Source organism: Holosporales bacterium (genome assembly GCA_031263535.1).
Taxonomy (GTDB): Bacteria; Pseudomonadota; Alphaproteobacteria; order UBA3830; family JAIRWN01; genus JAIRWN01.
Map to the genome: position 1 here is coordinate 1 of JAISFO010000023.1, position 24,517 is coordinate 24,517.

At 44.4% G+C, this 24,517-nt stretch carries 22 protein-coding genes and 1 rRNA gene; 3 read left to right on the forward strand and 20 right to left on the reverse strand.

What is annotated here, in order from left to right; all coding sequences use genetic code 11:
- Together LBL30_02075 and LBL30_02080 are read left to right on the forward strand one after the other, a co-directional pair.
- A 23S ribosomal RNA gene (locus tag LBL30_02075) occupies positions 1-457 on the forward strand; the annotation flags it as partial.
- A 221-nt stretch (positions 458-678) separates the two neighbouring features.
- Positions 679-1,824 carry an MFS transporter gene (locus LBL30_02080; protein MDR1031891.1) on the forward strand — a complete coding sequence of 382 codons (1,146 nt, stop codon included), beginning with the start codon at positions 679-681 and terminating at the stop codon, positions 1,822-1,824.
- 87 nt (positions 1,825-1,911) lie between these two features.
- Here the strand turns inward: LBL30_02080 and secA are convergent, their stop codons facing one another.
- The 13 genes from secA to gltX all read right to left on the reverse strand — a co-directional run bounded on the left by secA (position 1,912) and on the right by gltX (position 13,945).
- Entirely contained in the window at positions 1,912-4,542 is a 2,631-nt protein-coding gene (gene secA, locus LBL30_02085) for a preprotein translocase subunit SecA (protein ID MDR1031892.1), read from the reverse strand.
- 182 nt (positions 4,543-4,724) lie between these two features.
- The gene (locus LBL30_02090) at positions 4,725-5,009 is read right to left on the reverse strand and encodes an RNA-binding protein (GenBank protein ID MDR1031893.1); all 285 of its coding nucleotides are present in this window, start codon (positions 5,007-5,009) and stop codon (positions 4,725-4,727) included.
- A gap of 167 nt (positions 5,010-5,176) precedes the next feature.
- Positions 5,177-5,899: an acetoacetyl-CoA reductase gene (gene phbB / locus LBL30_02095; GenBank protein ID MDR1031894.1), complete on the reverse strand. Its 723-nt coding sequence runs from the start codon at positions 5,897-5,899 to the stop codon at positions 5,177-5,179.
- 1 nt (position 5,900) lies between these two features.
- The gene (locus LBL30_02100) at positions 5,901-6,938 is read right to left on the reverse strand and encodes a hypothetical protein (protein ID MDR1031895.1); all 1,038 of its coding nucleotides are present in this window, start codon (positions 6,936-6,938) and stop codon (positions 5,901-5,903) included.
- Positions 6,939-7,050: 112 nt separating this feature from the next.
- Entirely contained in the window at positions 7,051-7,323 is a 273-nt protein-coding gene (locus LBL30_02105; protein ID MDR1031896.1) for a hypothetical protein, read from the reverse strand.
- A 19-nt stretch (positions 7,324-7,342) separates the two neighbouring features.
- Positions 7,343-8,053, reverse strand: coding sequence for a Bax inhibitor-1/YccA family protein (locus LBL30_02110; GenBank protein MDR1031897.1), 711 nt, complete (start codon positions 8,051-8,053; stop codon positions 7,343-7,345).
- Between the two features lie 49 nt (positions 8,054-8,102).
- Positions 8,103-8,426: a divalent-cation tolerance protein CutA gene (locus LBL30_02115; protein ID MDR1031898.1), complete on the reverse strand. Its 324-nt coding sequence runs from the start codon at positions 8,424-8,426 to the stop codon at positions 8,103-8,105.
- Between the two features lie 24 nt (positions 8,427-8,450).
- Positions 8,451-9,371: a M23 family metallopeptidase gene (locus LBL30_02120; GenBank protein ID MDR1031899.1), complete on the reverse strand. Its 921-nt coding sequence runs from the start codon at positions 9,369-9,371 to the stop codon at positions 8,451-8,453.
- A 22-nt stretch (positions 9,372-9,393) separates the two neighbouring features.
- Positions 9,394-10,200: a 5'/3'-nucleotidase SurE gene (gene surE, locus LBL30_02125; protein ID MDR1031900.1), complete on the reverse strand. Its 807-nt coding sequence runs from the start codon at positions 10,198-10,200 to the stop codon at positions 9,394-9,396.
- Positions 10,187-11,488, reverse strand: coding sequence for a serine--tRNA ligase (serS, locus tag LBL30_02130; protein ID MDR1031901.1), 1,302 nt, complete (start codon positions 11,486-11,488; stop codon positions 10,187-10,189). Before serS ends, surE begins: the two co-directional genes overlap by 14 nt.
- A gap of 14 nt (positions 11,489-11,502) precedes the next feature.
- On the reverse strand, positions 11,503-12,150 hold the full coding sequence (locus tag LBL30_02135; protein ID MDR1031902.1) for a site-2 protease family protein: 648 nt from the start codon (positions 12,148-12,150) through the stop codon (positions 11,503-11,505).
- Positions 12,151-12,302: 152 nt separating this feature from the next.
- Positions 12,303-12,515, reverse strand: coding sequence for an AbrB/MazE/SpoVT family DNA-binding domain-containing protein (locus LBL30_02140; protein MDR1031903.1), 213 nt, complete (start codon positions 12,513-12,515; stop codon positions 12,303-12,305).
- A 26-nt stretch (positions 12,516-12,541) separates the two neighbouring features.
- Complete coding sequence (gltX, locus tag LBL30_02145; GenBank protein ID MDR1031904.1) at positions 12,542-13,945, reverse strand: glutamate--tRNA ligase; 1,404 nt, start codon at positions 13,943-13,945, stop codon at positions 12,542-12,544.
- 57 nt (positions 13,946-14,002) lie between these two features.
- On the opposite strand from gltX, the gene LBL30_02150 reads away from it, so the two are divergent.
- Positions 14,003-16,018, forward strand: a complete 2,016-nt coding sequence (locus LBL30_02150) for a ComEC/Rec2 family competence protein (protein MDR1031905.1) — start codon at positions 14,003-14,005, stop codon at positions 16,016-16,018.
- Positions 16,019-16,022: 4 nt separating this feature from the next.
- Here the strand turns inward: LBL30_02150 and LBL30_02155 are convergent, their stop codons facing one another.
- The 7 genes from LBL30_02155 to LBL30_02185 form a co-directional block, all read right to left on the reverse strand.
- Positions 16,023-16,463 (reverse strand): acyl-CoA thioesterase, encoded by a 441-nt coding sequence (locus LBL30_02155; protein MDR1031906.1) that lies wholly within the window; start codon positions 16,461-16,463, stop codon positions 16,023-16,025.
- Between the two features lie 93 nt (positions 16,464-16,556).
- On the reverse strand, positions 16,557-18,080 hold the full coding sequence (gene metG, locus LBL30_02160) for a methionine--tRNA ligase (GenBank protein MDR1031907.1): 1,524 nt from the start codon (positions 18,078-18,080) through the stop codon (positions 16,557-16,559).
- Between the two features lie 79 nt (positions 18,081-18,159).
- Positions 18,160-19,848, reverse strand: coding sequence for a response regulator (locus LBL30_02165; GenBank protein MDR1031908.1), 1,689 nt, complete (start codon positions 19,846-19,848; stop codon positions 18,160-18,162).
- A gap of 158 nt (positions 19,849-20,006) precedes the next feature.
- A complete protein-coding gene (locus LBL30_02170) occupies positions 20,007-21,449 on the reverse strand; it encodes a hypothetical protein (protein ID MDR1031909.1) in 1,443 nt (480 codons plus the stop codon).
- Positions 21,450-21,476: 27 nt separating this feature from the next.
- On the reverse strand, positions 21,477-22,880 hold the full coding sequence (locus LBL30_02175) for a hypothetical protein (protein MDR1031910.1): 1,404 nt from the start codon (positions 22,878-22,880) through the stop codon (positions 21,477-21,479).
- A 293-nt stretch (positions 22,881-23,173) separates the two neighbouring features.
- Positions 23,174-24,004, reverse strand: a complete 831-nt coding sequence (locus LBL30_02180) for a hypothetical protein (protein MDR1031911.1) — start codon at positions 24,002-24,004, stop codon at positions 23,174-23,176.
- A gap of 47 nt (positions 24,005-24,051) precedes the next feature.
- Complete coding sequence (locus LBL30_02185; protein ID MDR1031912.1) at positions 24,052-24,486, reverse strand: hypothetical protein; 435 nt, start codon at positions 24,484-24,486, stop codon at positions 24,052-24,054.
- Positions 24,487-24,517 lie beyond the last annotated feature (31 nt).

The window sequence follows — 24,517 nt, forward strand, 5'->3', positions numbered from 1 at the left end:
AAAAGCTACCCCGGGGATAACAGGCTTATTTTCTCCAAGAGTCCATATCGACGAGAAAGTTTGGCACCTCGATGTCGGCTCATCCCATCCTGGGGCTGTAGTAGGTCCCAAGGGTTTGGCTGTTCGCCAATTAAAGCGGTACGTGAGCTGGGTTCAGAACGTCGTTAGACAGTTCGGTTTCTATCTGCCGTGGGTGTACGAGAATTGAGAGGTGCTGCTCTTAGTACGAGAGGACCGGAGTGGACATGCCAATGGTGTGCCAGTTGTAGCGCCAGCTGCAGCGCTGGGTAGCTATGCATGGGAAAGATAACCGCTGAAAGCATCTAAGCGGGAAACTTGCCTCGAAACTAGTTCTCGCCATCAGGGCCGTGGTAGACCACCACGTTGATAGGCTGGGTGTGTACGCGCAGTAATGCGTTTAGCTAACCAGTACTAATAGCCCGATTGGCTTGATTTTTTCTTGTGATCAGACATGAGCCTGCTTGTTAGATTATCTTTTAAAACCCACAATGTTTTTTATGTAATTAGGTGGAGTCGGGTTAACGCCCTCGTCTTTGGGCGAACGCTTTTTAGGCGCGCCACTTAGGATCGGGAGAGGAGCTATGTCAAGTTCTCGCAGTGCCGCATGGATTATGTGGTTAACGGCTTCGGTATGCTTATCAATATATTCTCAGGGTAATGCCAAGCGTTTTGCTGGATGATATAATGCAGCAGTTCAGTATGAATGCCACAATTTTTGGCCAATTTTCTGGGGTTTACTACATCAGTTATTCATTAATGCACATTCCGCTCGGGATTATGTTGGACAAGTATGGCCCGAGAAAAATTATTCCAATCTGTATTTTGCTTTCGGCAGCAGGAACACTGCCGCTTATTTTCGGGAAAGAATGGATATTTCCGACCATGGGCAGAGTAGTTACTGGAATCGGGTCATCTGCAGCAATTCTCGGTTCATTTAAGATCATTCGCATGGCATTTGACGAGCAGCGCTTTACAAGGATGTTGAGTTTTTGTGTTACCATCGGTCTCTCAGGAGCCATTTACGGAGGGGCTCCGGTGCGCTCTATGTGCGAAGCTTTCGGCTACAGGGGCGCCATTGGCATTCTTGCCGCAGTAGGAGTGTTACTGGCTGTCATTGCTTGCTTTGTTATTCCTGGTGTAAAAGAGGATGAGGGCGGTGATTCAGACTCCCGACAGTCTATGTTCTTCGGTTTACGTGATGTTCTAACCAATCGGAAAGTCATTATAGCTTGCTTTTCCTCTGGACTGATGGTCAGTCCTCTTGAAGGGTTTGCAGATATCTGGGGGCCGAAGTTTTTGCACCAGTGTTACGGCATTGAGGGCAGCAACGCGAGCTATCTGACATCCATGATTTTTGTTGGTATGTGCTTTGGGGCGCCGGTTCTTAACTTCATTGCGGAAAGAGTTGGATATATTAGATCCATAATACTTTCTGCAGTTACGATGTTTATTATATTTGTGATGCTGCTTGCCAAAGTTTTCAATACTGTAAGTCTAACGGTCTGTTTTGTTATTGTCGGAATATGCTCGGCATACCAGATTTTAGCAATATACAAGGCATCTACGTATGTGAGCAAAAACACGGCAAACCTTACAACAGCTGTGGTCAATATGATTATCATGATTTTTGGTTATATCTTTCACGGTATAATCGGAAGTGTCATTAATATTTTCAGTGAATTCGGTATGGATTCAGCATTTTGCTACGGCATAGCGGCAGTACCTGTAGGACTGCTAATGGGGGCTTTTGGATTTAAGATAATCTCCAGTATGGATGATGCTACATCTCGGAAAAATATGTAATTCACGCCAATATCACACACTTTTTAAACGCTCAGAAATTATGGCTGTTGATTTGCCATAACTTAAGGCTAGAACAATGATATAGATCTAAATTTTTCCGTGACAGTGTTTATACTTTCTGCCGCTTCCGCATGGGCAGGGAGAATTTCTTGACAGATTTTGTGCTGAATTGGCTTGTGATGTACCGGCAGTATCTTCGGGATTTTGAGGAGGTTCATTCAAAGCCTGAGTATTAGACAACTCTATCTTACTAATGATACGTACCGCATCTGAGCGTATGGCATTTGACATTAGCTCAAACAGATTAAACGCCTCCGTTTTATACTCGTTAAGCGGATCACGCTGCCCATAAGCGCGTAGATTAATCCCTTGGCGCAGCCAATCTAGACTGAGCAAATGCTCCTTCCAATGCTGATCAATAATTTGCAGCATGACTGATTTCTCGATCTGACGCATAACCTCCGGCGTATAACGGCTTTCTTTTTCTTGATATGCAACTTCGGCAGCGTCAGTCAGCTGTTTATATATGACGTCACGTGAGACTTCAGAGCCTTCTTTCCATATGGATGGCTCCATCGAGATGCCAAAAATGTTGTTAAACTCTTCGGCAAGCCCGTCCAAGTTCCACTGATCTGATGGCAGCGAAGCCGGCATGTATTGCTCTGCAAGGTTATCAATCACCTCTGTACGCATGTCAAAAATTTCTTCTTTTAATACTTCTGGATCAGCATCTAGTATCAGGTCTTTACGTTGCGAATAAATGACCTTCCTTTGATCGTTCATTACATCGTCATATTTGAGGAGATGCTTACGCAGGTCGTAGTTTCTTGCCTCCACCCGCCCTTGAGCCTTTTCAATCGCCTTATTGACCCAGGGGTGGGTAATGGCTTCGTCTTCCTCTAGCCCAAGGCGCTGCAACACTTTGTCTAGCTTATTTGAGCCGAATATCTTCATCAGGTCGTCCTGAAGCGACAGAAAGAACTTTGAAACCCCAGGGTCGCCTTGCCGACCGGAACGGCCGCGTAGCTGATTGTCAATCCTTCGGCTTTCGTGGCGCTCTGTACCAATTATATAAAGCCCACCGGCTTGCTTGACGATTTCAAAGTCACACTTAAGCTCATCGGCAAACTGCTGCATTTTTTCCTTAATAATATCCGGGTCTTCTATACCAGCTAGTTCAGTACTAATACGTGCCTCAAGGTTTCCGCCCAGCTTTATGTCAGTCCCTCGTCCCGCCATGTTGGTAGCAATGGTTACAGCCCCAGGTCGACCTGCTTCGGCGATTATTTGGGCTTCCATTTCATGATAACGAGCGTTTAGTACATTATGCTTTATCCCCTCTTTTTTAAGGTGCTGGGATAATTGCTCGGATTTTTCAATGCTTATTGTTCCGATAAGCGCTGGTTGTTTGCGGGATTGACAATCTTTAACCAGACTTACAATAGCTTTAAACTTTTCGCCCTCGGTGCGATATATCTCGTCGTCCAGATCCTTACGCTGGACAAGCACATTGGTCGGAATGACAATTGTATCAAGCTTATATATGTCCATAAGCTCGGCGGCCTCTGTTTCCGCTGTACCAGTCATACCGGCGAGCTTTGGGTATATACGGAAAAAATTCTGGAACGTAATCGACGCTAGGGTTTGATTTTCCATCTCTACCCTGACTTCTTCTTTGGCCTCTAGAGCTTGATGCAGCCCTTCCGAATACCGGCGGCCTTCCATCATGCGTCCGGTAAATTCATCTATTATGATGATTTTTCCGTCTTTGACTATATAGTCCACATCTTTACGGAATAGGAAATGCGCCTTAAGTGCCTGATTCAAGTGATGTACTATGGCCATGTTACTAAAGTCGTAGAGGTTTTCCGACTTCAGCAAGCCGCTGTGCTTAAGTATATCCTCCATATGAGCATTACCGGCCTCGGTAAGCGTGACCTGCCTTTGCTTAAGATCTATCTCATAATCATCCTTTGACAGAGAAGGAATCAGCTTGTTGACCTGCCTGTACAGCTCAGTAGAATCTTCCGCCTGACCAGAGATGATAAGCGGGGTTCGGGCTTCGTCTATCAGGATGCTGTCGACTTCGTCCACTATGGCATAACTAAACGGCCTTTGTGCGAAGTCGTTTTTGGAAAACTTCATATTATCGCGCAGATAATCGAACCCCAGCTCGTTGTTAGTGGCATATGTTATGTCGCAGTTATAGGCGTCGCGCCGCTGAGAATCGTTAAGGCTGTTAACAATAATCCCAACGCTTAATCCCAAAAATTCATAAATCTTCCCCATCCATTGGGCGTCCCTTCTGGCTAGGTAATCATTTACGGTAACTACATGCACGCCATTGCCTGTCAGCGCATTAAGGTATACCGGCAGTGTAGCGACGAGGGTCTTACCTTCACCCGTCTTCATTTCGGCGATTTTGCCTTCATGCAGGACCATTCCGCCAATCAGCTGAACGTCGAAGTGTCGCATCCCCAGCGCTCTAACCGACGCTTCTCGTACAACCGCAAAGGCTTCTGGCAATATATCCTCAAGCTTTTCTTCTTCACCGAGGCGCTTTTTGAATTCTGCAGTTTTGTTCTTTAAATCGTCGTCGCTGAGTTTTGATATTTCCGGCTCTAGCGCGTTTATTGCCTGCACAGTTTTACTGTATTGTTTGATAATGCGCTCGTTCCGAGAGCCAATGATTTTCCTTATGGAATCTAACAAAAACATACAATTACCTCAGCGCTTGACGACAAGGATTGTACTATGCAAGCGCTTAAAAAACTACTAGCGCCAACAAATTAGGGCCGTATAACCTAGGGTAGGATTATTGCAATATCTGCTGTACGCAAGCAAAAACCACAGTTGCCACAGCAACTGCAGTTTTTTATACGTTTATTGAGTACTGAAACTTAAGAGTTTCTGTTATCTCTACGGAAGTTGCCGCCCTCGGGCTTGCCGGTAGCGATGTTAACTCGCAATTGACGTCCGCCAAGGTCATAGCTGTTGAATTTCTCAACTGCTGCATTAGCTGAGTCATTGCTGTCAAACTCGACGAAACCAAAACCCTTCGACCGGCCAGTGTAACGATCTTTTATAACCGTAGCGCTTACTACTTTGCCACACTGTCCAAACAAGCTGGCGAGATCATTTTCCGTGGTACTATACGATATATTGCCAATATAAATCTTATTCATTAATGCATATCCTTAAAAACAAAACCTGCCCGTTTGATAGAAGAAAGAGTCCAGTGACGCGAATCCAAAACAAAGAGCCCTTACAAACTAACACAACTAAGAAGAGACAACAACATAAAAAAGACTAGTAGGCAGATTTTATGTGAATGAGCGGATTTTGAATAGGCTTAGCAAAGATATTGACCGCCGTTTACGCTTATTGTGGCGCCTGTGATGTAACTGGCACTGTCGCTTACTAAAAATTTTACGACGTCTGCAATTTCACGCGGGCTACCCAATCGTCCGCAAGGGATTTGAGTTTTTATTGCGCTGATTATGTCGCTTGGAATTGATTTTATCATATCGGTGTCTATATAGCCTGGGGCGATGCAATTAACGGTTATGTTACTGCGCGCAGACTCAAGCGCCAGGGCCTTAGAAAATCCGATAATGCCGGCTTTTGCCGCCGCGTAATTGGTTTGGCCTATTTGTCCCTTAAGGCCATTAATTGAGCTGATGCTGACTATGCGGCCGAAATTTCGCTCTCGCATACCTGGTATAACCGCACGACACATATTAAAAACAGAGTTTAAGTTAGTGGTGATAACGTCCGTCCACTTTTGAACATCCATTCTGTGCATCATACAATCGCGAGTAATACCAGCGTTGTTCACTAGGATGTCTACAGGACCAAAGGCGGCTTCAACAGCTTTTATACCGTCGCTGCAAGCGGTAAAATCAGCTACATCCCATTTAAAAACAGGAATGTTGTGCTCAGACTTAAACTTTTCTGCCGCCTCGTCGTTTTTGTTATAGGTGGACAAGACGCAATAGCCTGCCGCTTTAAGAACAATGGCAATCTCAGCGCCAATGCCACGCACGCCGCCAGTTACTAATGCAATTTTAGACAACTTAAATCCCCGTCTTCATAATCCAGCTTTTAAAACCATTGGCAAACATCTCATTCGCCTTCTCGTCAGTAAAGATTCCAAAAAAACCAGTGTCGGGGGACAAAAGTGAGCAATCTCGCAACTGCCTAACAAACTTTTTTGATGAGGCGTACGGAACGACCCTATCCCGAAGCGGGTTGATCAAAAGAACGGAATTCATGATACGCCTAGGATCAAGCAACTGCCCACAGACATAAAATTCTTTCTTTAGAATGCTGTTTTGTCTAAACCAATCGAGCACAAATTGCATGACAAGCTTTTTCGGCAAGCGACGAGTGTCACACAACCAATCGAAAATCTGCACAAACAGCTCTTTTTTATCCTGATCCGGCTCACTGGCGAAGTCGCAAATTTTTTTAAGCATCCTTCCTGGATAAAAGCAATTCAACAGTATCTGCAGCAAAAAAGAGAATTGTTCTTCTCCTTCTAGCTTTTGCAAGATGTAGGCTATTAAGATTTGGTCTAAAGCATTTTGTTCTGTGTGGGTGTAATCCCTGAAATCCCATGGCATTGACATCAAAACGGTACCAGCTGGCCTGTCCTCATTCGTCAGCAGTACGCTAAGTGAACAAGCCGCAATTGACCCCAGATGATGCCCCATTAAGTAAACAGGTAAGCCGAACCGATTAGACACAGCCGCATAAGCTGGCATCAGGATGTTTTCTATATACTCTGAGAAATCATAATCATTCTTATACCCTTCTTCGCCCCAATCTAAAAATACAGAGATCATTGATGTATTTTGCATTTCATTTGCTAAGGTCATGGCAGGCAGATGAAATAAAGAAGGGGTATTCATAGGTGAGCTTATGAAAAGCATAACCCCTTTGGGCAAAAATGGCAGAAAGTCCCTAAGGCAATAGGCTTTGGCAGTTTTATCTTCCCATATGTTATGCCTTCGCCCTTCAGAGCAAAAGTGCACATAATTTCTGGGATATTCGGCGTATTTTGTGATGCTTAGAACGAACTTATTCCACCTGTCTGAAATAAGGTCATCCACTTCTTGTTTTAGATTACCAGGAGCGCGCCCATCGGGAAATATGCAACCAATTTCACTTGCAAAAACGGGATCTTTAATACTTTTTAAGGCTGCGTGCCAAGAACAAAATATATTATTTAAATAAAGCTGAATCGGATTCGGCTTTAGATGACAAACGCTCTCGGACAAAGTATATCCATTCATCAAGCACCTCGGCATCGATACAGCTTTTGCGTATGCTGTGTCTAAGTTTAGATTCTATTTCTTTAGGGAAGACGCCAAAATCCAGTACGCAGGCCCCGCCAAGGGCAACTTCTGGGGCCAACTCTACAATTTTATCTTGCCAGAAATCTAAGTACTCTTCCGGATTGCAGCTGACCTTAAACTTCTTTTTCCACAGAAACATAATGGCAACGCCAATCGCATCACTTGCGTTCGCCCATAATATGCAAAAGGCTTATGAATATATTGATAAAATCAAGATAAAGCATCAGCGCGCCGTAAACCGCCTGCTTGCCCAGCGCTTCAGCGTTACTTCCACTGCCGTAATAGTAGCTGCTCTTGATCTTTTGGGTATCATATGCCGTAAGTCCAGTGAACACCAAAACCCCAACTACAGACGTGACAAAATGAAGCATAGAGCTGTGCATGAACAAATTAACAAGCGAGGCTATAACTAAGCCAACCAGTCCCATAAAGAGGAACGCTCCGAACTCTGTCAAATCGCGTTTAGTCGTATGCCCCCAAATGCTCATGCTAAGGAACATGATCGCAGTAATAAAGAAGACTCTGGTAATACTCTCGCCTGAGTATAATACAAACAAATAAGATAAGCTTACCCCCATCAGCGAGGCATAGGCCCAAAAACAGCCTTGAGCGGCAGATAAAGACATCTTATGAATTCTAAAACCGAACACAAGCACCAATGCCAAAGGCGCTAACATAAACAGATACCTAAGCGGAGACGTGTGTACCGTGTACAGCAGGCTTGGCACATTATAGACAAAATAAGACACTGCGCCGGTAATGCCAAGACCAGCGGCCATATAGTTGTAAACCCTCGCCATATAGCTGCGTAGGCCATAATCGCCCTGTACCGCAGCCGCATCAGAAGACCGGGAATATCTGTAATTCATATATCACCTAATAAAAACTCGAATAAATTATACGCAACACTTCAGGACTTTAAAAGCCATATTTTGCATCCCGAATCCAATCGAGATAATCTTTCGATCCATCGCTGATCGGCAGTTGAATTATCTCAGGAATATCATAGGGGTGATAATGCTTTATTAAGGCGAACAGCTTTTCAAACAAATCCTTTTTAGTCTTGATCACCAAGCAATACTCGTAAGCTTGTTTTATCTCGCCTTGCCACAGGTATAAACTTTTCGTTCTGTGAATTTGGATGCAAGCGGCCAAGTTTTGCTCTAGCAGCTTGCGGCAAAGAAGCTCAGCATGTTGTTTAGATGGGACTGTAGATAAAACAACTGAGAATTCATGCTGCATGTGTTTCAGTTAATATGACGCGTATCACCACTGCTTGATAAACTTATTTGGATCTACAGGGGCTTTATTAAGCCTCACCTCAAAATGCAATTGAGGGGTGGATACATTGCCGCTTTTGCCGACCCAACCGATTACTGTACCGCCGCGTACCTTAGTCCCTTTTTTTACGGCTATTTTAGACAGATGACCATATACCGTCATTAGGCTGTCATTGTGCTTAATAAGAACAAGATTCCCATAAGCCTTAAGCTGATCGCTTGCAAACAAAACAGTGCCAGAGCCAGCTGCCTTCACCGGCGCGCCAAGCTTAGCCCCGATATTTATCCCATCGTTATAACCATCGCCAAGCAGCGCTTTGTATTTAGATAAAATCTTACCCTGCAATGGCGGATTAAGCGTCACTTGAGCTGATTCTACTTTTTTAGGCAGGACGCTTTTCTTTTGTGGTTCTGTTGCAGGTGACGCCTTTTGGCCCTTTATGCTGGCCAGTTGTGCATCAAGCTTGCGCTCTAATTCCTGGGGCGAAACTTTCTCAGACGCTTTGGCTGGTTTACTTTTCACCAATTGCTCAGCATATTTATCTGGTGACAAGCCGTTTGGACCGGACCTAATCCCTTCGCCTTCTTGCTGCACTTTTATGATGGGCGCAGACGAAACAACTTGGACTTTTTCTGGCATCACCCCTGTCGCTGTCCTTTGCGGAATTATAAGGACCTGACCGATCCTGAGGTTAGCGCTTGTAAGCCTGTTGTACTCTAATAACAGGGCAACAGAAACCATGTATTGCCTGGCAATGCTGACAATTGTATCGCCGTGAATAACTTTATGACGCTGTGTTTGATAATTATCACCAGAAAAACCGTCGTTTTTAATCCCATACTCAATGGGGGCCGGCGCATCGCGTCTGGCGCATCCGGACACGGCTAAAGCAATTAGCAACAGCAACAGGACGCAGCCCCAACTTCCTTTACCCGCAATGTGCATTTGAGAAGTGTTTTTTCAAAGTATCCATGAATGAATCTGCCGTAAACGTCGATATCATCGGCGTTATGCTTATAATAGAGCTGTCTGTTATGATGTCCGAGTCCGTATTAGTCTTTTGGTTAGGCTTGTGCCAATGACTGCTGATCCAGTAGTACGGGCTATTGTTCGGATCTAATCGCTCAGCAACGTTCCAGTCCATACCAACAAAGCCTTGGGGTAATACTATTGTCTTTTTTACCGCCCCTGGAAGCGCGTCAGGAAAGTTTACGTTCATAAAAACCCGCTCGGGCCAGTCGAACGAAATAAGCTTTTTAATGATACCCGGAAGAAAGTACTCTGGCGTGGCTAGCTTAGGTACACCGCCCCTTCCACATTCCTGGCTTATCGCCATGCTTTTGATGAAGTGGTGAGCCCCCATATTGGCACCGCCAACTGTGCCGGACATAACGGCAGAATCGCTTATGTTTGATCCATGATTAATGCCGCTTAGTATCAAGTCAGGCTTTTTATCTGATAGTATGCGGTTGACAGCCAAAATTACACAATCTGCTGGTGTTCCACTAGTGGAAAAACGCCTAGGTGAGATTTCCCGAATTCTTAGCGACTCCATTAAAGTTAAGGCGTTACTGCGACCGCTTTGTTCATACTCAGGGGCGACAACCCACACGTCAGGTGAAAGGGTTTTGGCAACGCGCTCCAGCGCTTTCAGCCCTTGCGACTGAATCCCATCGTCGTTACAAACGAGTATTCTAAGGCCCGAGACAGAGGGCTTAGTTTTACTTGCCGCCATGTAAAGAAATCTCCTTAGCGCCGCCCATATATTTGCGCAAAACTTCAGGAATTACAACCGTACAATCGGCTTGCTGATAATTTTCTAGGATAGCGACCATAGTGCGCCCTATTGGCAGACCAGAGCCGTTTAAGGTATGAACATACTCGATCTTTTTTTGATCGCCCTCTAGGTATTTAAACCTGGCATTCATGCGGCGTGCCTGAAAACTGCCGCAGTTTGAGCAGCTGGATATTTCACGATATCGCCTACAGCTTGGCAACCAGACCTCAATGTCAAAGGTTTTTTGCGAAGAAAATCCAATATCACCACTACACAGGCATACCACACGGTAAGGCAGATTTAGTTCCTGCAGCAACCCTTCGGCAATTGAGGTCATACGTTCATGCTCATGCGTGCTTTCCTCTGGCCTGACGATTGACACCATCTCAACCTTGCCGAACTGATGCATACGAATCATCCCCCGAGTATCCTTACCCGCCGAACCAGCTTCTGAACGAAAACAAGGGGTGTAGGCTGTGTACCTTAGGGGCAGAAGATCCGCGTCAATAATGCTGTCACGAACCAGATTGGTCAAAGATACTTCTGCCGTTGAAATTAGCCATCGCCCATCAAGGGTTTTAAACATATCTTCGGCAAACTTGGGCAGTTGACCAACGCCGTACACCGCGTCGGAGTTTACTAAGAGCGGGGGGCTGATCTCAGTATAGCCAAACTTGGATACGTGATTATCCAGCATATAAGCGGCCAAAGCGCGCTCTAGCCTGGCCAGATCGCCTTTAAGTATAACAAAACGGCTTCCGGCAATCTTGGCGGCGGCGTCAAAGTCCATCAATCCAAGCTTTTCACCTATATCGTAATGAGGCTTTGGCTCAAAACCCAGTTGTCCAATCTCACCCCATTGCCGCTCGACCCGATTTTCCGACTCGTCCGCCCCGTCAGGAACACTTTCATCCAGTATGTTTGGAATCGATGAAAGTATGCCGTCCAGCTCAGCTTGCAGCTCAGCGCAAGAGTTACTTAAGCTTTCGATTTGCTTACGAACCTCAGAAGCGCGAGACGTCAGTGTTGCAGTTTCACTGTCACTGCCTCCTTCCGCTTTTATTTTCCCAATTTGCTGTGCGATTTCATTTCTTTCTTGCTGAGCATTTTGAGTTTGCTGAATAAAATCTCGGTGGCGTTTGTCTAAGGCCAAAATTTCGGCAGTGGTGATGCCAGAAACCCTTCTACGCGTAAGGTGTTTATCAAACTGCTCAGGAAAACTGCGGATGAATCTTATATCGTGCATAGGACCATTTTGTATCAGATAGGAACCGCTAATTTAATAAAAAACATGTACAGCGCCTCTAGCATAGGGGAAAATGCTCTTTTCATAAAATCCAAAGGAATCCCGAGCGCTCCCTCTAAATACGGGGTCAGTATACATATCCCCATAACTACCAGAATTCCGAATGGCTCGGTCTTGGATAAGGCCTCGGCGAGTTTGGCTGGCATAAGGGCTGTAACAATCCTTCCACCATCAAGCGGCAGAATTGGCAGCATATTAAACAGAAACAAAGCGCAATTAACCGCCAACCCACCTGTAAGCACGTGTATGTACGAGTTGCTCGTTCCATCAAAAGACACACCAATCATGGCGGCAAAAATGCCTGCCAAAACAAGGTTGCTAAGCGGTCCCGCAAGCGCAACACAAATCATCCCCACTTTATACGAAGAAAAGCGATCAGGATTGATTGGAACAGGTTTGGCGTAACCAAAGATGAAGCTTGCGCCGCTTAGCTTAAGTAGTGCCGGCAAAATGATGCTGCCGATGGGATCTACGTGCTTTAGGGGATTTAAGCTGAGCCTGCCTGCGAGTTTAGCGGTTTTGTCGCCAAAAAGATATGCAACAAATCCGTGACTGATTTCATGGATGATTGTCGACAGAAATAAAATAACAAGCTGACTCATAAATACGCTTTCGCAGAAACGCTAATCTAAGATTTTACAAAAATTTCTATATTTTTTATTCCCCATTTATGATGTATGGGCAAATATCAATATCGAGGATGTAATTCATTTGAGCCAATCTCGTTCTTGCGGAGCACAATTATCCGAGCGCTTCAATTCAAAATCAGGACATGACGCATGTTTAGAAAAAATTCATCCCAGGTAAGCGTTTCTTTTTCTTGAATTATTATTTTATGTCCTTCCCGGCGTATATCGGCAACGGTTCCCTTTAATCTAAATTCCTTTGGCAACTTGATCGCCTGCGAATTTCCACTCCAAAAAAAATGTGGTTTCCATTTACACTCCTTAAAAGTGTTACAAATCAAAAAATATAGCAATCTTTCCTTGCTAACTAATACTTCGTTTTAAGGCGATTTAGGGTTTCCTGTTTGCCAAAAGCTTGCATTATCTCAAATATACTGGGCGATATGTTGCTTCCGGTCAAAGCTGCGCGTACTAGCTTAGCCACATGCCCCAGCCCGATTCCCAGACCTTCAGAAAACTCTTTAACCATGTTATGAAGGCTACTTTCATTCCACTCGCCAAATGGCTCAAGCAGCTCAACCAGCTTTTGTAGGATTTCCTGATTTTCAGCTTTATTAAGCAGTGATTTCAGCTCACTATCCATCGGCAAAGGCGCATCAAGCAGATAGAATTTTGCCCCCTCCGCCAACTCAATCAGCGTCTTTGCCCTTTGCTTAAGGCCGTCCATTCCTGAGGTTATCCTCCGCCGATAATCAGTCTCTTGCAATTTTCCGGATACATCTTGAGGCAGGAATTCGGCAATTTTATCAGCTAGTTGGTCATTGGCGGTTTGCCTTAGGTAATGCGCATTCAGGCTTAGCAATTTATTTATATCGAACCTAGCCGGGGATTTACCTATCCCTTCGATATTGAACCATTTAACGGCTCGCTCGACTGGGATAATTTCATCATCGCCATGCGCCCAGCCTAAGCGAAGCAGGTAATTGCACATAGCCTGCGGCAACATGCCCACAGCCTTATAGGCATCGACTCCTAAAGCTCCATGCCTTTTGGACATTTTTGCTCCATCCGGCCCGTGTATAAGCGGTATATGGCCGAATTCCGGCGCCTGCCATGACATAGCCTGGTATATTTGGATCTGGCGGAATGTGTTGGTCAGGTGGTCATCGCCCCGAATCACATGCGTAACGTCCATATCGTGGTCATCCACAACGACAGAAAGCATATAGGTTGGGGTTCCGTCGCTACGCAGTAGTATCATGTCGTCAAGCTGGGCATTATCAGTAACAACCGTTCCCTGCACCAAGTCGTTCAGAACAGTCTTTCCGGCAATTGGGGCTTTAAGCCTTACAACCGGCTTTACGCCAGCCGGGGCCAGTTTAGGGTCACGGTCGCGCCAGTATCCATTGTATCTTGGCGCCAGGCCGGCAGCTTTGGCTTGATCTTTCATCGCGGCCAGTTCTTCCTGTGAGCAATAGCAATAATAAGCGTTTCCGCTTTTTAACATCTCATCAACTACTTCGCGGTGCCTGGGCGCTCGCACAAACTGGAATACTGCCTCGCCGTCCCAGTTCAGGCCAAGCCACTCAAGCCCCGAAAAAATAGCGTCAACCGCCTCTTGGGTAAAGCGCTCACGGTCGGTATCCTCTATACGCAAGAGGAACTTACCGCCCATATGCCTGGCAAACAGCCAATTAAACAGGGCTGTGCGCGCACCGCCGATGTGCAAGAAACCAGTTGGAGACGGCGCAAATCTGGTAATGATGGACACACAATCCCTCAGACAATATCATTGAGCGCTTTGATACTTTTTAATACGAGCCCAACGTTGCGCAGCTTATCACTTTATCACGCCTTGTGGAACAATCTGATAGAAGAGAAGCGACGCTGGTTTTGCTGGCTGCCGCTTTTTGTTGGAGTCGGCGTAATTATTGCCGTTTGCCAGGAAAAAGCGCCTTATTGCTTGGCGGCAATAATTTCTGTCACATGCCTGTTTATCATTAAAAGGCTTTACCTTGAGTCATTTGTAATCTTAGCGGCAACCATCGCTGGCTTTTTAGCAGCAGAAATGCGTAACCACCTTGCTTTTGAGGTTAATGATTCCCTTTCACTGTCATGTAAAGTCAGGATAAACAGCATAGATCATTCCTCTAACAGTACGGCAATAACCGCCGTGATAGAGGAATTACCAGACGATGAAGATGCGCCAGCTGCTCTGCTGCATTCCAAAATCAAGATAACAGCTAAGGGACGTATTCGTGACCTGATGGTTAAGGACGACAGGCTGTTGCCACAAAGTCTGGCAAAGGTTAACGCTATGCTGTTTCCCCTTCGGCAACCGCAGTATTACGGTGATTTTGACAGCCGACAGATTGCCGTCCTCAGGGGTATCAGCGCAAACGGCGTACTATTCTTACCGCCTAAAGTAATATCTTACTCAGCCAGCAGGCCGACGGCGCTGATTTACAAAATAAGATCGGCTATCAACGCCTATTTCAAACGTCACCTAGATCATGATCAGTACACAATCGCCTGCGCTTTGATTACTGGGGATCCGCTGGTGAACCAGAACATAAGAAACAGCTTTGCTAATGCTGGAATGGTGCACATTTTGGCGATATCTGGCCTTCACATGTGCATTTTTGGCGGCGTGATATTTACAGTTTTCAGGTGGATTTTTGCCATGATTCCGGTCGTCGCGCTTAGATATAATACCAAAAAGATTGCTGCAGTAATTTCGCTTATTGCAGCGACGGCGTATTTGTTTATATCTGGTAATAAAATCCCTGCCACAAGGGCGCTGGTCGCGTATTTAATCGTGATTTTTGGTGTACTGGCAGACCGTAAACCTCTGTCAATGAGGTCGCTGGCCATTGCTGCCGCCCTTATCGTACTTTTTGCGCCTGAATCAATTTTTCTGCCTGGTTTTCAGATGTCATTTGCAGCAACCGCAACGCTGATAGCAACGTACGAGGCCAAGTTTATCAAGAACTTCTTTAACCGCACCCGTGAAAAACAAACGTCCAAATTGGGCATTTATATTCTGTCGACGGTCTGTTCGACAACAGCCGCATCCCTAAGTGTTATTCCGTTTACGGTTAATTCCTTCAACATGCTTACGTTGAACAGCATACCTTCGAATGTTTTGGCCATTCCATTGGTTGGGTTTGTCATTATTCCTGGCCTGACGTTTGTGCTTGCATTTTGTTGGTGGCCAGCGGCAGCCAATGTTGGCTTCTACGTTGTTAATTGGTCACTTGCGCAGTTAGCGAACATCGCTAATTTTGTATCAGATCTGCCCGGATCACAAATCATTTGCCCAACGCCAACAAAAGCTACTCTGTCAATTTTTACCCTTTCGTTCCTATGGCTTATTATATGGCAACGAAAATGGCGAATTGTTGGTTTACTGGGTATTATCTTATCGCTTGGACTGTATGCTATGTCGCCTAAGCTATGCTTATTTATAAACAGCGACGGCCGGGCTTTTGCCATACGCTCTGGCGATACCATAGTCGTTAATACCAAAATGCGTGCCAGGAATACAATAAAACACTGGGCGCTTAGCGTTGGGTGCAACAAAATTGAAAAACAAATCCGAGATTATTTTTTGCTGAATGCTGGCAAGCTGCTGCTTATTCCGCATGATTCAGATATATCAGACGATACGCTGTCCAGTATGCTGCCTAAGGTAGAGCTGCTGATCGATCTAAGGCCTCACCCTAACGTTCTAGCTGAACGCAAAATAACTACACAGCTTCTTCGAGAATCTGGCAGCTTAGGGGTGTATGAAAAACCGCTAAGAGCGATCGATGCGGCCGGCCATAACGTATCTTTGGATTAACGTCTTACGAGTATACGAGTTGGGAAAACCCGTTTACTACAGAGCAATAAGGCCCCCTCAGTTTGCTGTCGGTTATCTGCCTGGGCCTGCGTTTTTCATCTACTGCCACCATGATAAAAGATCCATAGACTGCCCGATGAACCTCTTCATCTGAGGCGTGACGGATACTGACCTCTACATCAAGCGTAATTGACGTCTTTCCTATACGCGTAACCGAGCCATAGACCGATACTTCGTCCCCCACTAATATTGGGTGATCAAAGGTTAGGTCTTTGACCGCCTTGGTAACTACGGTTCCTTTGGCTATACGTCCAGCCAGGCTTCCTGCCGCAATGTCCATAAGCGACATTATCCAGCCGCCAAATATGTTCCCGCTTGGGTTAGTATTGGCCGGCATAGCAATAACTTTAGAGAGCAGCTCTTTTTCGTAAAAGTCTTGTACCAAAATCCACCATTATTGTTTATAGAAGTTCCCTTATTATACAACCTTAAGCACGAAATTTCAAGCTTATTCTTTCGTAAAGGTTAGTCATGGTTTCTATGATGTAACGTCTTGTACTCTGGGAAACAGCGCTTCTGGTTTAGCGAATGGCCCGCTGAAGCTTTTAATAACGCTAATGCTTTTGTATAAGCGCAAATCAGAGCCTACGTTAAGGGCATTACAGATTTTATCGGCGGTATCTGGCATAAAAGGCTTTATATAAAGCGCCGTTAAAAATACAGACTCTGTTAGTACCGCAAGAACTGTTTCCAGTCGCTTAGTATCAGTTTTGGCCAATGCCCAAGGGGCCTGAATGTCTATATATTTATTCGTATCATATATGAAGCCCCAGATTGCCCTAAGCGCTTGCTCAAACGCCATTTCATCCATTATATTACGAATCTCGTCGATACGCTTATATCCCGCGTGTACCAGGGCCTCGTCGTCAGGGGTCAAATTAGCTTCGTTATAGGACGTGCCGCCAGAGCAAAACTTACTTACAAGGGTAAGTACTCGCTGAACCGTATTACCAAGGTCATTGGCTAAATCGTGATTAATGCGCCCTGTGATCAAGGCGTCGGAAAAATTGCCGTCTTCGCCAAATGGCATGTTCCGCATCAAGAAATATCGCACCTGATCCAAGCCATATTTGTTTACTAGATCATAAGGATCGATCGCATTGCCAAGAGATTTGGAAATCTTCTGCCCATCATTGGTCCACCACCCATGCGCAAATATCCTTTTAGGCGGATCAAGCCCTGCGGCCATAAGAAAAGCCGGCCAATAGACTGCATGGAACCTGATTATGTCCTTTCCAACCAAATGCAACGACTGCGACCAAAATGCACTAAACTCTTCATTGATTTGAGGGTATCCCAGCGCCGAAATATAGTTGGCCAGCGCATCAATCCATACATACATCACATGCTTACTGTCGCCAGGAATCGGAATTCCCCATGAGATTGAACATCGAGAAATCGACAGATCTTTCAGCTCAGACTCCACGAAACTGATAATTTCATTTCGGCGCGACTTTGGTGCAATGAAGTTTGGGTTAGCTTTGTAAAACTCTAAAAGTTTATCCTGCCAGGCGGACAGCTTGAAAAAATAGCTAACTTCCTCCATCCATTCCACTGGGGCACCAGAGGGGGCAAGACCATCCTTCACTTCGTCGTTGCTGACAAAGGCTTCGTCTCGCGTGCTGTACCAGCCGGAGTATGTTCCTTTGTAAATGTTGCCGCTTTCCTCAAGCTTTTGCCACATAGCTTGGGCCGAGGTTATGTGCCTTGGCTCAGTTGTTCTTATAAAGTCATCGTTACTCAGATTGAGGGCTTTGGTAAGATTGCGAAAGTTCTGTGACACTTTGTCGCAAAACGCTTGAGGAAGCATTTTTTGCTTCTCGGCGGCTCTGGCTATTTTTTGGCCATGCTCATCAGTGCCGGTCAGGAGCTTAACCTGAAAGCCGTCCATTCTTTTAAACCTGGCAATTACGTCCGCGGCAAGCGAGGTATAGGCATGCCCTATGTGCGGCACGTCGTTGACATAGTATATCGGCGTCGTGATGTAGAAATGATTTTTCATTGAGCCCATAAACCCTAATCGAACTAAGCGAGCTCAGCTCAGTTTAGATATATCTGCAGGCCTGTCAATGACTCTATGCTTATTTGGAGGGTGAGCTCAACACGCTTTTCACTTTGGCGGCTAATTCCTGAATACCAAAGGGTTTTTGCAAGAAATGGGCCTTGCTTTCGTGCGTTAATCTTGTCCTAAAGGCCTCTTCTACATAGCCTGAGATGAACAGAATATCTACGCTTAGTTTCATAACGCCCCTAACCTGATTCAGGAATTCTAAGCCGTCTATAACTGGCATAATCACATCGCTGATAACTAACCTCACATACGGATTACCTTTAAGCAACTCAAGGCCTTTGACCCCATCTGAGGCTTCAAGCACCTGATACCCTTTATCTCGCAAGGCTCTTGATGTAAACAACCTGACCGCGTCTTCATCCTCTATCAGCAGAATCTTACCTAAACCAGTAAGGTCAAACACGCTCTTATTAGATGCGGCTTGGCTTGAATCCGCCTCCTGCGACAGCTGATGATACGGGAAGTATAGGTAAAAAGCAGAGCCTTCCTTAACCTGACTTTTAACGGAAATAAAGCCGTCCGCTTGCTTTACTATGCCATATACCGTTGAAAGACCCAGGCCAGTGCCAGCTCCTTTGGCTTTAGTGGAAAAAAACGGCTCAAACATATGGGAAATATGCTCGCGAGGTATACCTAAGCCCGTATCTTTTACTTCTATCAGGACGTACTGACCGGCGGGGATCACTTCAACTGTACCGTCAACAGCACTATCCAAAACAGCATTTCTAACCGTAATAGTCAAAGTTCCCCCATCCGACATAGCATCCCTAGCGTTGACCGCAAGATTTATTACCACCTGCTCGAACTGGGTTTTATCAATCTGAATGCCTCCGTTGAAATTAGCTTCGCTGTTCAGCGCCAAGGAAATCTTTGGTCCGATAAGGCGCTTCAAAAGCATGCTTAATTCAGATAATTGAGTTATGACATCGATGGTAGTTGGCTGAAGCGTTTGCTGGCGTGAAAATGCCAACAACTGCTTGATAAGATTGGCAGCCCTGCTTGAGTTTTGCTTTATCTGCATGATGTCATTAAAAGACTGATCGCTTGGCAAAAACCTTGCCAAAAGCAAATCGCAATAGCCAATTATTGCCGTCAGCAGATTGTTAAAATCATGAGCAATACCACCAGCGAGCGTGCCGACAGCTTGCATCTTTTGCGATTGAGAAACCTTTTGCTCCAGCTGCCTGCGCTCTGTGCTGTCTATAACATAAAGAATAACGCTTGTAGCGCCGCTTGCTTGAAACTTATGGAAATACACGACAACAAAGCCGTTTTCCTTACTGGATAGCGGCAATTCCAAAGTGGCTGCCTCCACAGTATTTGCAGCTGCGCTGTAAATGGCGGTTTTAAAGTCTTCTTGTTTATCCTTGGCGATTATCGCCAGTATGCTTTTCCCCACAGCCAAAGCGCTCCCCGCAATCTTTTTGCTGGCTTTGTTATATGCGGTAACCTTTAGGTCATTAATCACAATAACGCCTAATGGCGCATCGTCGAAAATATTGCCTGATAAGCCTCCTTGATTAATCGGTATAGAGGCATTGCCACGTGATCTTTTTAACGCATTTTTACGCCAACTAATCGCTATCAGAATCATTGGTATAATTAATGCACATTCAATCGTTGAAAACGCCACAGAGGCGTCATGGAATATGCTGCAGACAAGTATCCCTATGGCGCAAAGCAAGAAAAAAAACAGCATAATCAATGAAATTGTTTATGGCATTTTAACTAAACTTTACCCAAACACAAACCTCAAGATGTTTTAGTAAAAAAAGGCGTGGCTTGCAGGCCAACGCCTTTTGGTTTTTAGTACTTGATCTGAAGAAGCGCCATTCAACTGCGCCGAGTCAGATTGTGTTATTTTTTAGAGCCAGTCGCCGAACCATCAACAGTTGGTAAGTCAATTACCGTAGAATCAGTAAATAGCGCTTGTTTCTTTCGCTGTGGTGTAAAATCTGGCTCTTCTGACTCTAATTGTAGCGGTTGAAAATATCGCGCTAGAAGTTGATCTACAGGCGGCACATCATCGATTAAGCCGTGAGTAGTAAATAACGCCGAAAGGTCCACAGCACTTAACTCCGTAACACCTGCTCTGCCGCCGCGCGCATATGCAAGAGCTGAGCGAAAGCCGCTTAGAAATAAATCAAATAGAGCCGTCTCTACATCAAGCCCTGAATCATCAAACTGCACTTTATTTTTTGCTAAGTATGCTATCAAATCATCACTGGCCATAATTGGATGTCCTGTCACCAAACCCTCCAGAATCGCATACCACTCTTTCTTGTGTGCTGAAGAGCTTAGCGAAGTTCCCAAGCGGCAGAGATCCTTTACTGTCAAAAGTCCTTGACCTAGCAATATTTCAACAGCAGATATACACCCAGTTGTATCAAACAAATGAAGCTCATAATCTATCGACTTCGGATCATCACCGCGATGATGGAATAACGCTGTTGCTAGCTCTTTTTTTAGTGAAGATAAAAAATCAAAAGGAACAGCAGCAGGATAAGCTACTGCGTCTAGAGCCCTACTTAGGTCATGAATTGAAATTCTAGGGTGACCAATGCCCATTATTGAAAGCAGGTGAGCGCTGAACTCTTGTTGCATATTAGGATCTAGCAGATAATAGGCTTCAATAAGAAGAGTAGGCTTGCTTGACAACTCAGGAAAAGTTGAAAGCTTTGAACAATCCATTAAAGGTAAATGCCCGGTTAGCACTGCAAAGGTAAGTTCTCCTGGATTCGAAGCATGATGCCCAATTGTCCCAAATCTGTCTAAAACCAAAGGCATATTCAATCGCACAAAAAAGGCTAAACAGTCTCTTTTCTGCTCCAAAGGCAAAGCTTGTTTGGCTTTTTTCAGTTTGCTCTGCGCATCTCTTTTCGTATAGGAAACCGACACAGGATCCCTTTCAATTGCCGCAAGGCCGCTGTTTGCCTTTTCAATATCGTCGTTTGCTCTTTTTGTCCCTTCCCCCGCAAGAAACGGACAATGCTGGCTTAAATATTCAACAAATTCAGGATCTATAGAAAAAATGGCTCGATTTGATATATCGCTTAAAACTTGCTGCCATTCCGCTTGATATTTTCTAACGCATCCCTGGCCCTGCTTAGAGTCTTTAAGCGCGCTGTCGAAAAATTGAGTTACTTTAAAGACAGCTAATGCATCATTTGAGTGTTGTAAAGATGGTGCTCCTTTTGCTAAATCTCCCTCAGGATTCGGGTGCGTCGCATCTGCTGTTAAGCCGCTAAAGCAACTAAAGGCAACAGTTGCGGCGTTTATTAATAACAATTTCTTATTCATTTTATTTCCTTATAATTAAAAACACTGTCACACACTATAGTAATAGTAATATAATTTGTCAAGTCTTTTTTGAAAAAGAATGACAAAAGGTTTCGCAAGGCTTTTGTACTGAAAATCAAACATTGGAATTGTATGGAATGGGGAAAGAATTAAAGGAAGGGCGCGGCTTGCAAGCCAACGCCTTTTGGTTTTTGGTATTTGATGTGAAAAAGCGCCATTCAACTGCGCCGGGTCAGACTGTGCTATTTTTTTTTTAAATTCCTCTGCAGGACCTGCACGAAATGGCACAAATTGAAAATCCCATGATATTCTGGGCGTATCTGCGTCAGCCATAAGTACAATCTCAAAATCACTTAATTGTTGGCTGATATCACCAGATCGACGCGCATGGACTGAACGAACCCCATCAATATACGAAGCATAAAAGGCCTCTTCTGCTGAACGATCTTTGATCAGCTTGTGCTCATCCACGTATGCTATTAGGGGATCGCATGGTGAAATAGGGCGCGCAAAAGCTATCTGTTCTAAAAATATATGATATTGCTTAAGTAAGTCTTCATCATTTTGTCCTAAATTGACATTTATAGCGCATAATTCACGTGACGTTAAAGCTTTTGTACTATGTATTAGCTTAACGACAGGAACCCGACGACATATATGAGATATAGTCATTGTATATTCTATAGATTGTAGGCTATCACCACGATCCTTTAATACACTTTCTAAAATTTTCTCACACACGCTGGTCAAAAATAGACGATCCTTAATTCCAACTGCCGCGCAAACAGTGGCTTCCAGCGAGATATAAACTGGCACGCACTCTCCTTTAATAAATCCCTTAAATATACCAGTAAGCTCTTGTTGATATCTTGATTCTAGAAGATAAAAAGCCTTAATAAGAAGAGTTGGTTCACGCATCAATGCATAAAGCATTGGGGTTGAGCTGTCATCCAACGGCGAATCCATGTAACTTTTGGGAGGGAAATGGCCGGTTAATAACGCGAAAGTTATTGCTGTGGAGTCTGGATTATCATATCCGAATGCCTCGAAGCCGGCTCGTACAGAAGGCTCAAGTAAGTCCACAAAGAAATCTACACAATCTCTCTTTTGCTTACCTTTAAATAATGGACAATTTTTGCTCAAATAATCAATAAGCTCAACACTTGGAAGAGGCGCAAACGGATGTAATACACTTTGCTTAAACTGCTGCCATTCGTTTTTTAATCTAATACTCCTCTTTTTCTTCACGGTAGCAAAATACCCATCTAAACAAAGAACAATACGTGCATATTCTCGATTTTCGTTGATACGCACTAATGTACCTGGCGCCGCTTGTTCCCCAGGACGCGGACGCATTGCATCTACTGTTGAGCTGCTAAAGCAGCCAAAGGCTACAGCCGCAGCGTTTATTAACAACAATTTCTTATTCATCTTATTTCTCCATAATTAAAAGCGCTATTACATAATATGGTAACAATAATGTAATTTGTCAAGTTTTTTTTGAAAAAGAATGACAAAAGGTTTCATAGAATTTTTGTACTGAAAATCAAACATTGGAATTGTATGGGGCGGGGAATGAATTAAAGAAAGAGGCGTGTCTTACAAGACAACGCCTCTTGATTTTTGGTATTTGATGTGAAAAAGCGCCGCTTAACTGCGCCGGGTCAGATTTTGTTATTTTTCAAAAGACTGATACTTGTAATTATCGAATTATCAGCTATCTGCTAATTTGGGATTATTATAGGATCAGCAAATAGCACGTCGCTTGTTTTTTTAAGCGCCTCTACTTCTGGGCCTGCACGAAATGGTGTAAATTCAAAACCCCATGATATCTGCAAATTAGCGTCGGCAGCAAGCACTGTCTCCAAACAATTTAGGTCTTCGCCAATACCAGCAAGCTGATATGCATTAACTGAACGAACCCCGTCAACATACAAATCAAAGAACAATTCTTCTAAGGCGTCTTTTAAGCTTAAGTCTACTCTTGTGAAATTTTTTTTCATCAGAGGGCGATCTTGTAAAAATGTTATTACATCAGCATCTATCAGGGAAGGATGCCCAGTAGCTATACCTTTTAAAAAGGTCCGCCAATGATTTAGCGAGGCACCCCCCGACCCTAAAGAGGCATTTATTTCAAACAAACTAATACCACCATTCCCTCCCTTCGACTTTAAAGCCTCTCTAGTCTCTGCGCTTTGTATCATCCTTATAACAGGAAGGTGCCCACATCTAGGAGCTATATAAGCTGCATATTTTATAGATTGTGGATCATCACCGCGATACTCGAATATGCTTTCCAACAGTCTTTCATATGCATAATGCAAAAAATCACTACGTTTGCTTTTAATTATTTCGCAAATAGCATCACCTATTGGCGTTACGCCAGATAACATTATCGGACACTTTCCTTCAACGAGCGACCGAAAGATATCAACAAAGTTTTTTCGATGTTCTGGGTTTAAAAGATAAAAAGCCTGTATAAGAAGAGTCGGCTCTTGCACCAATTTAGCATAAAGTTCCGCCCCATATTCACCAGGATTCCATGGCGAATCCATATAGCTTTCAGGAGGGAAATGACCGGTAAATGATGCAAAAGCTATTGCTATTGAATCAGGATTATCGTATCCGATGGATTATCTCCAAAAAACGGACAATTTTTGCTCAAATAATCAATAAGCTCAAAGCTCGGAAAAATGGGAAATGGTTGTAATACGCTTTGTTTAGATTGCTGCCATTCTGCTTGCCTTTGTTGGACTTGATGCAACCGATTTGGATCGCTTGCCAATCGCTTAATTTCGCTGTTAAAAAAACCATTTATACGAATGACGACTCTCGTATCTTTTGGGTCTGCATCAATACGAACTTGTGGAAGCGCTTCAGCTTCTGTTTCCCCATCAGATTGATCCTGAGTACGCGGATCATCTGCCGCCTTCGTTGCCACACGTCCTTCAGGACGCCGGAACATTGCATCTACTGTTGAGTCGCTAAAGCAGCTGAAGGCTATGGCCGCAGCGTTTATTAATAATTTTTTGCTCATTTTTTCCCCCATAATTAAAAGCACTATTACA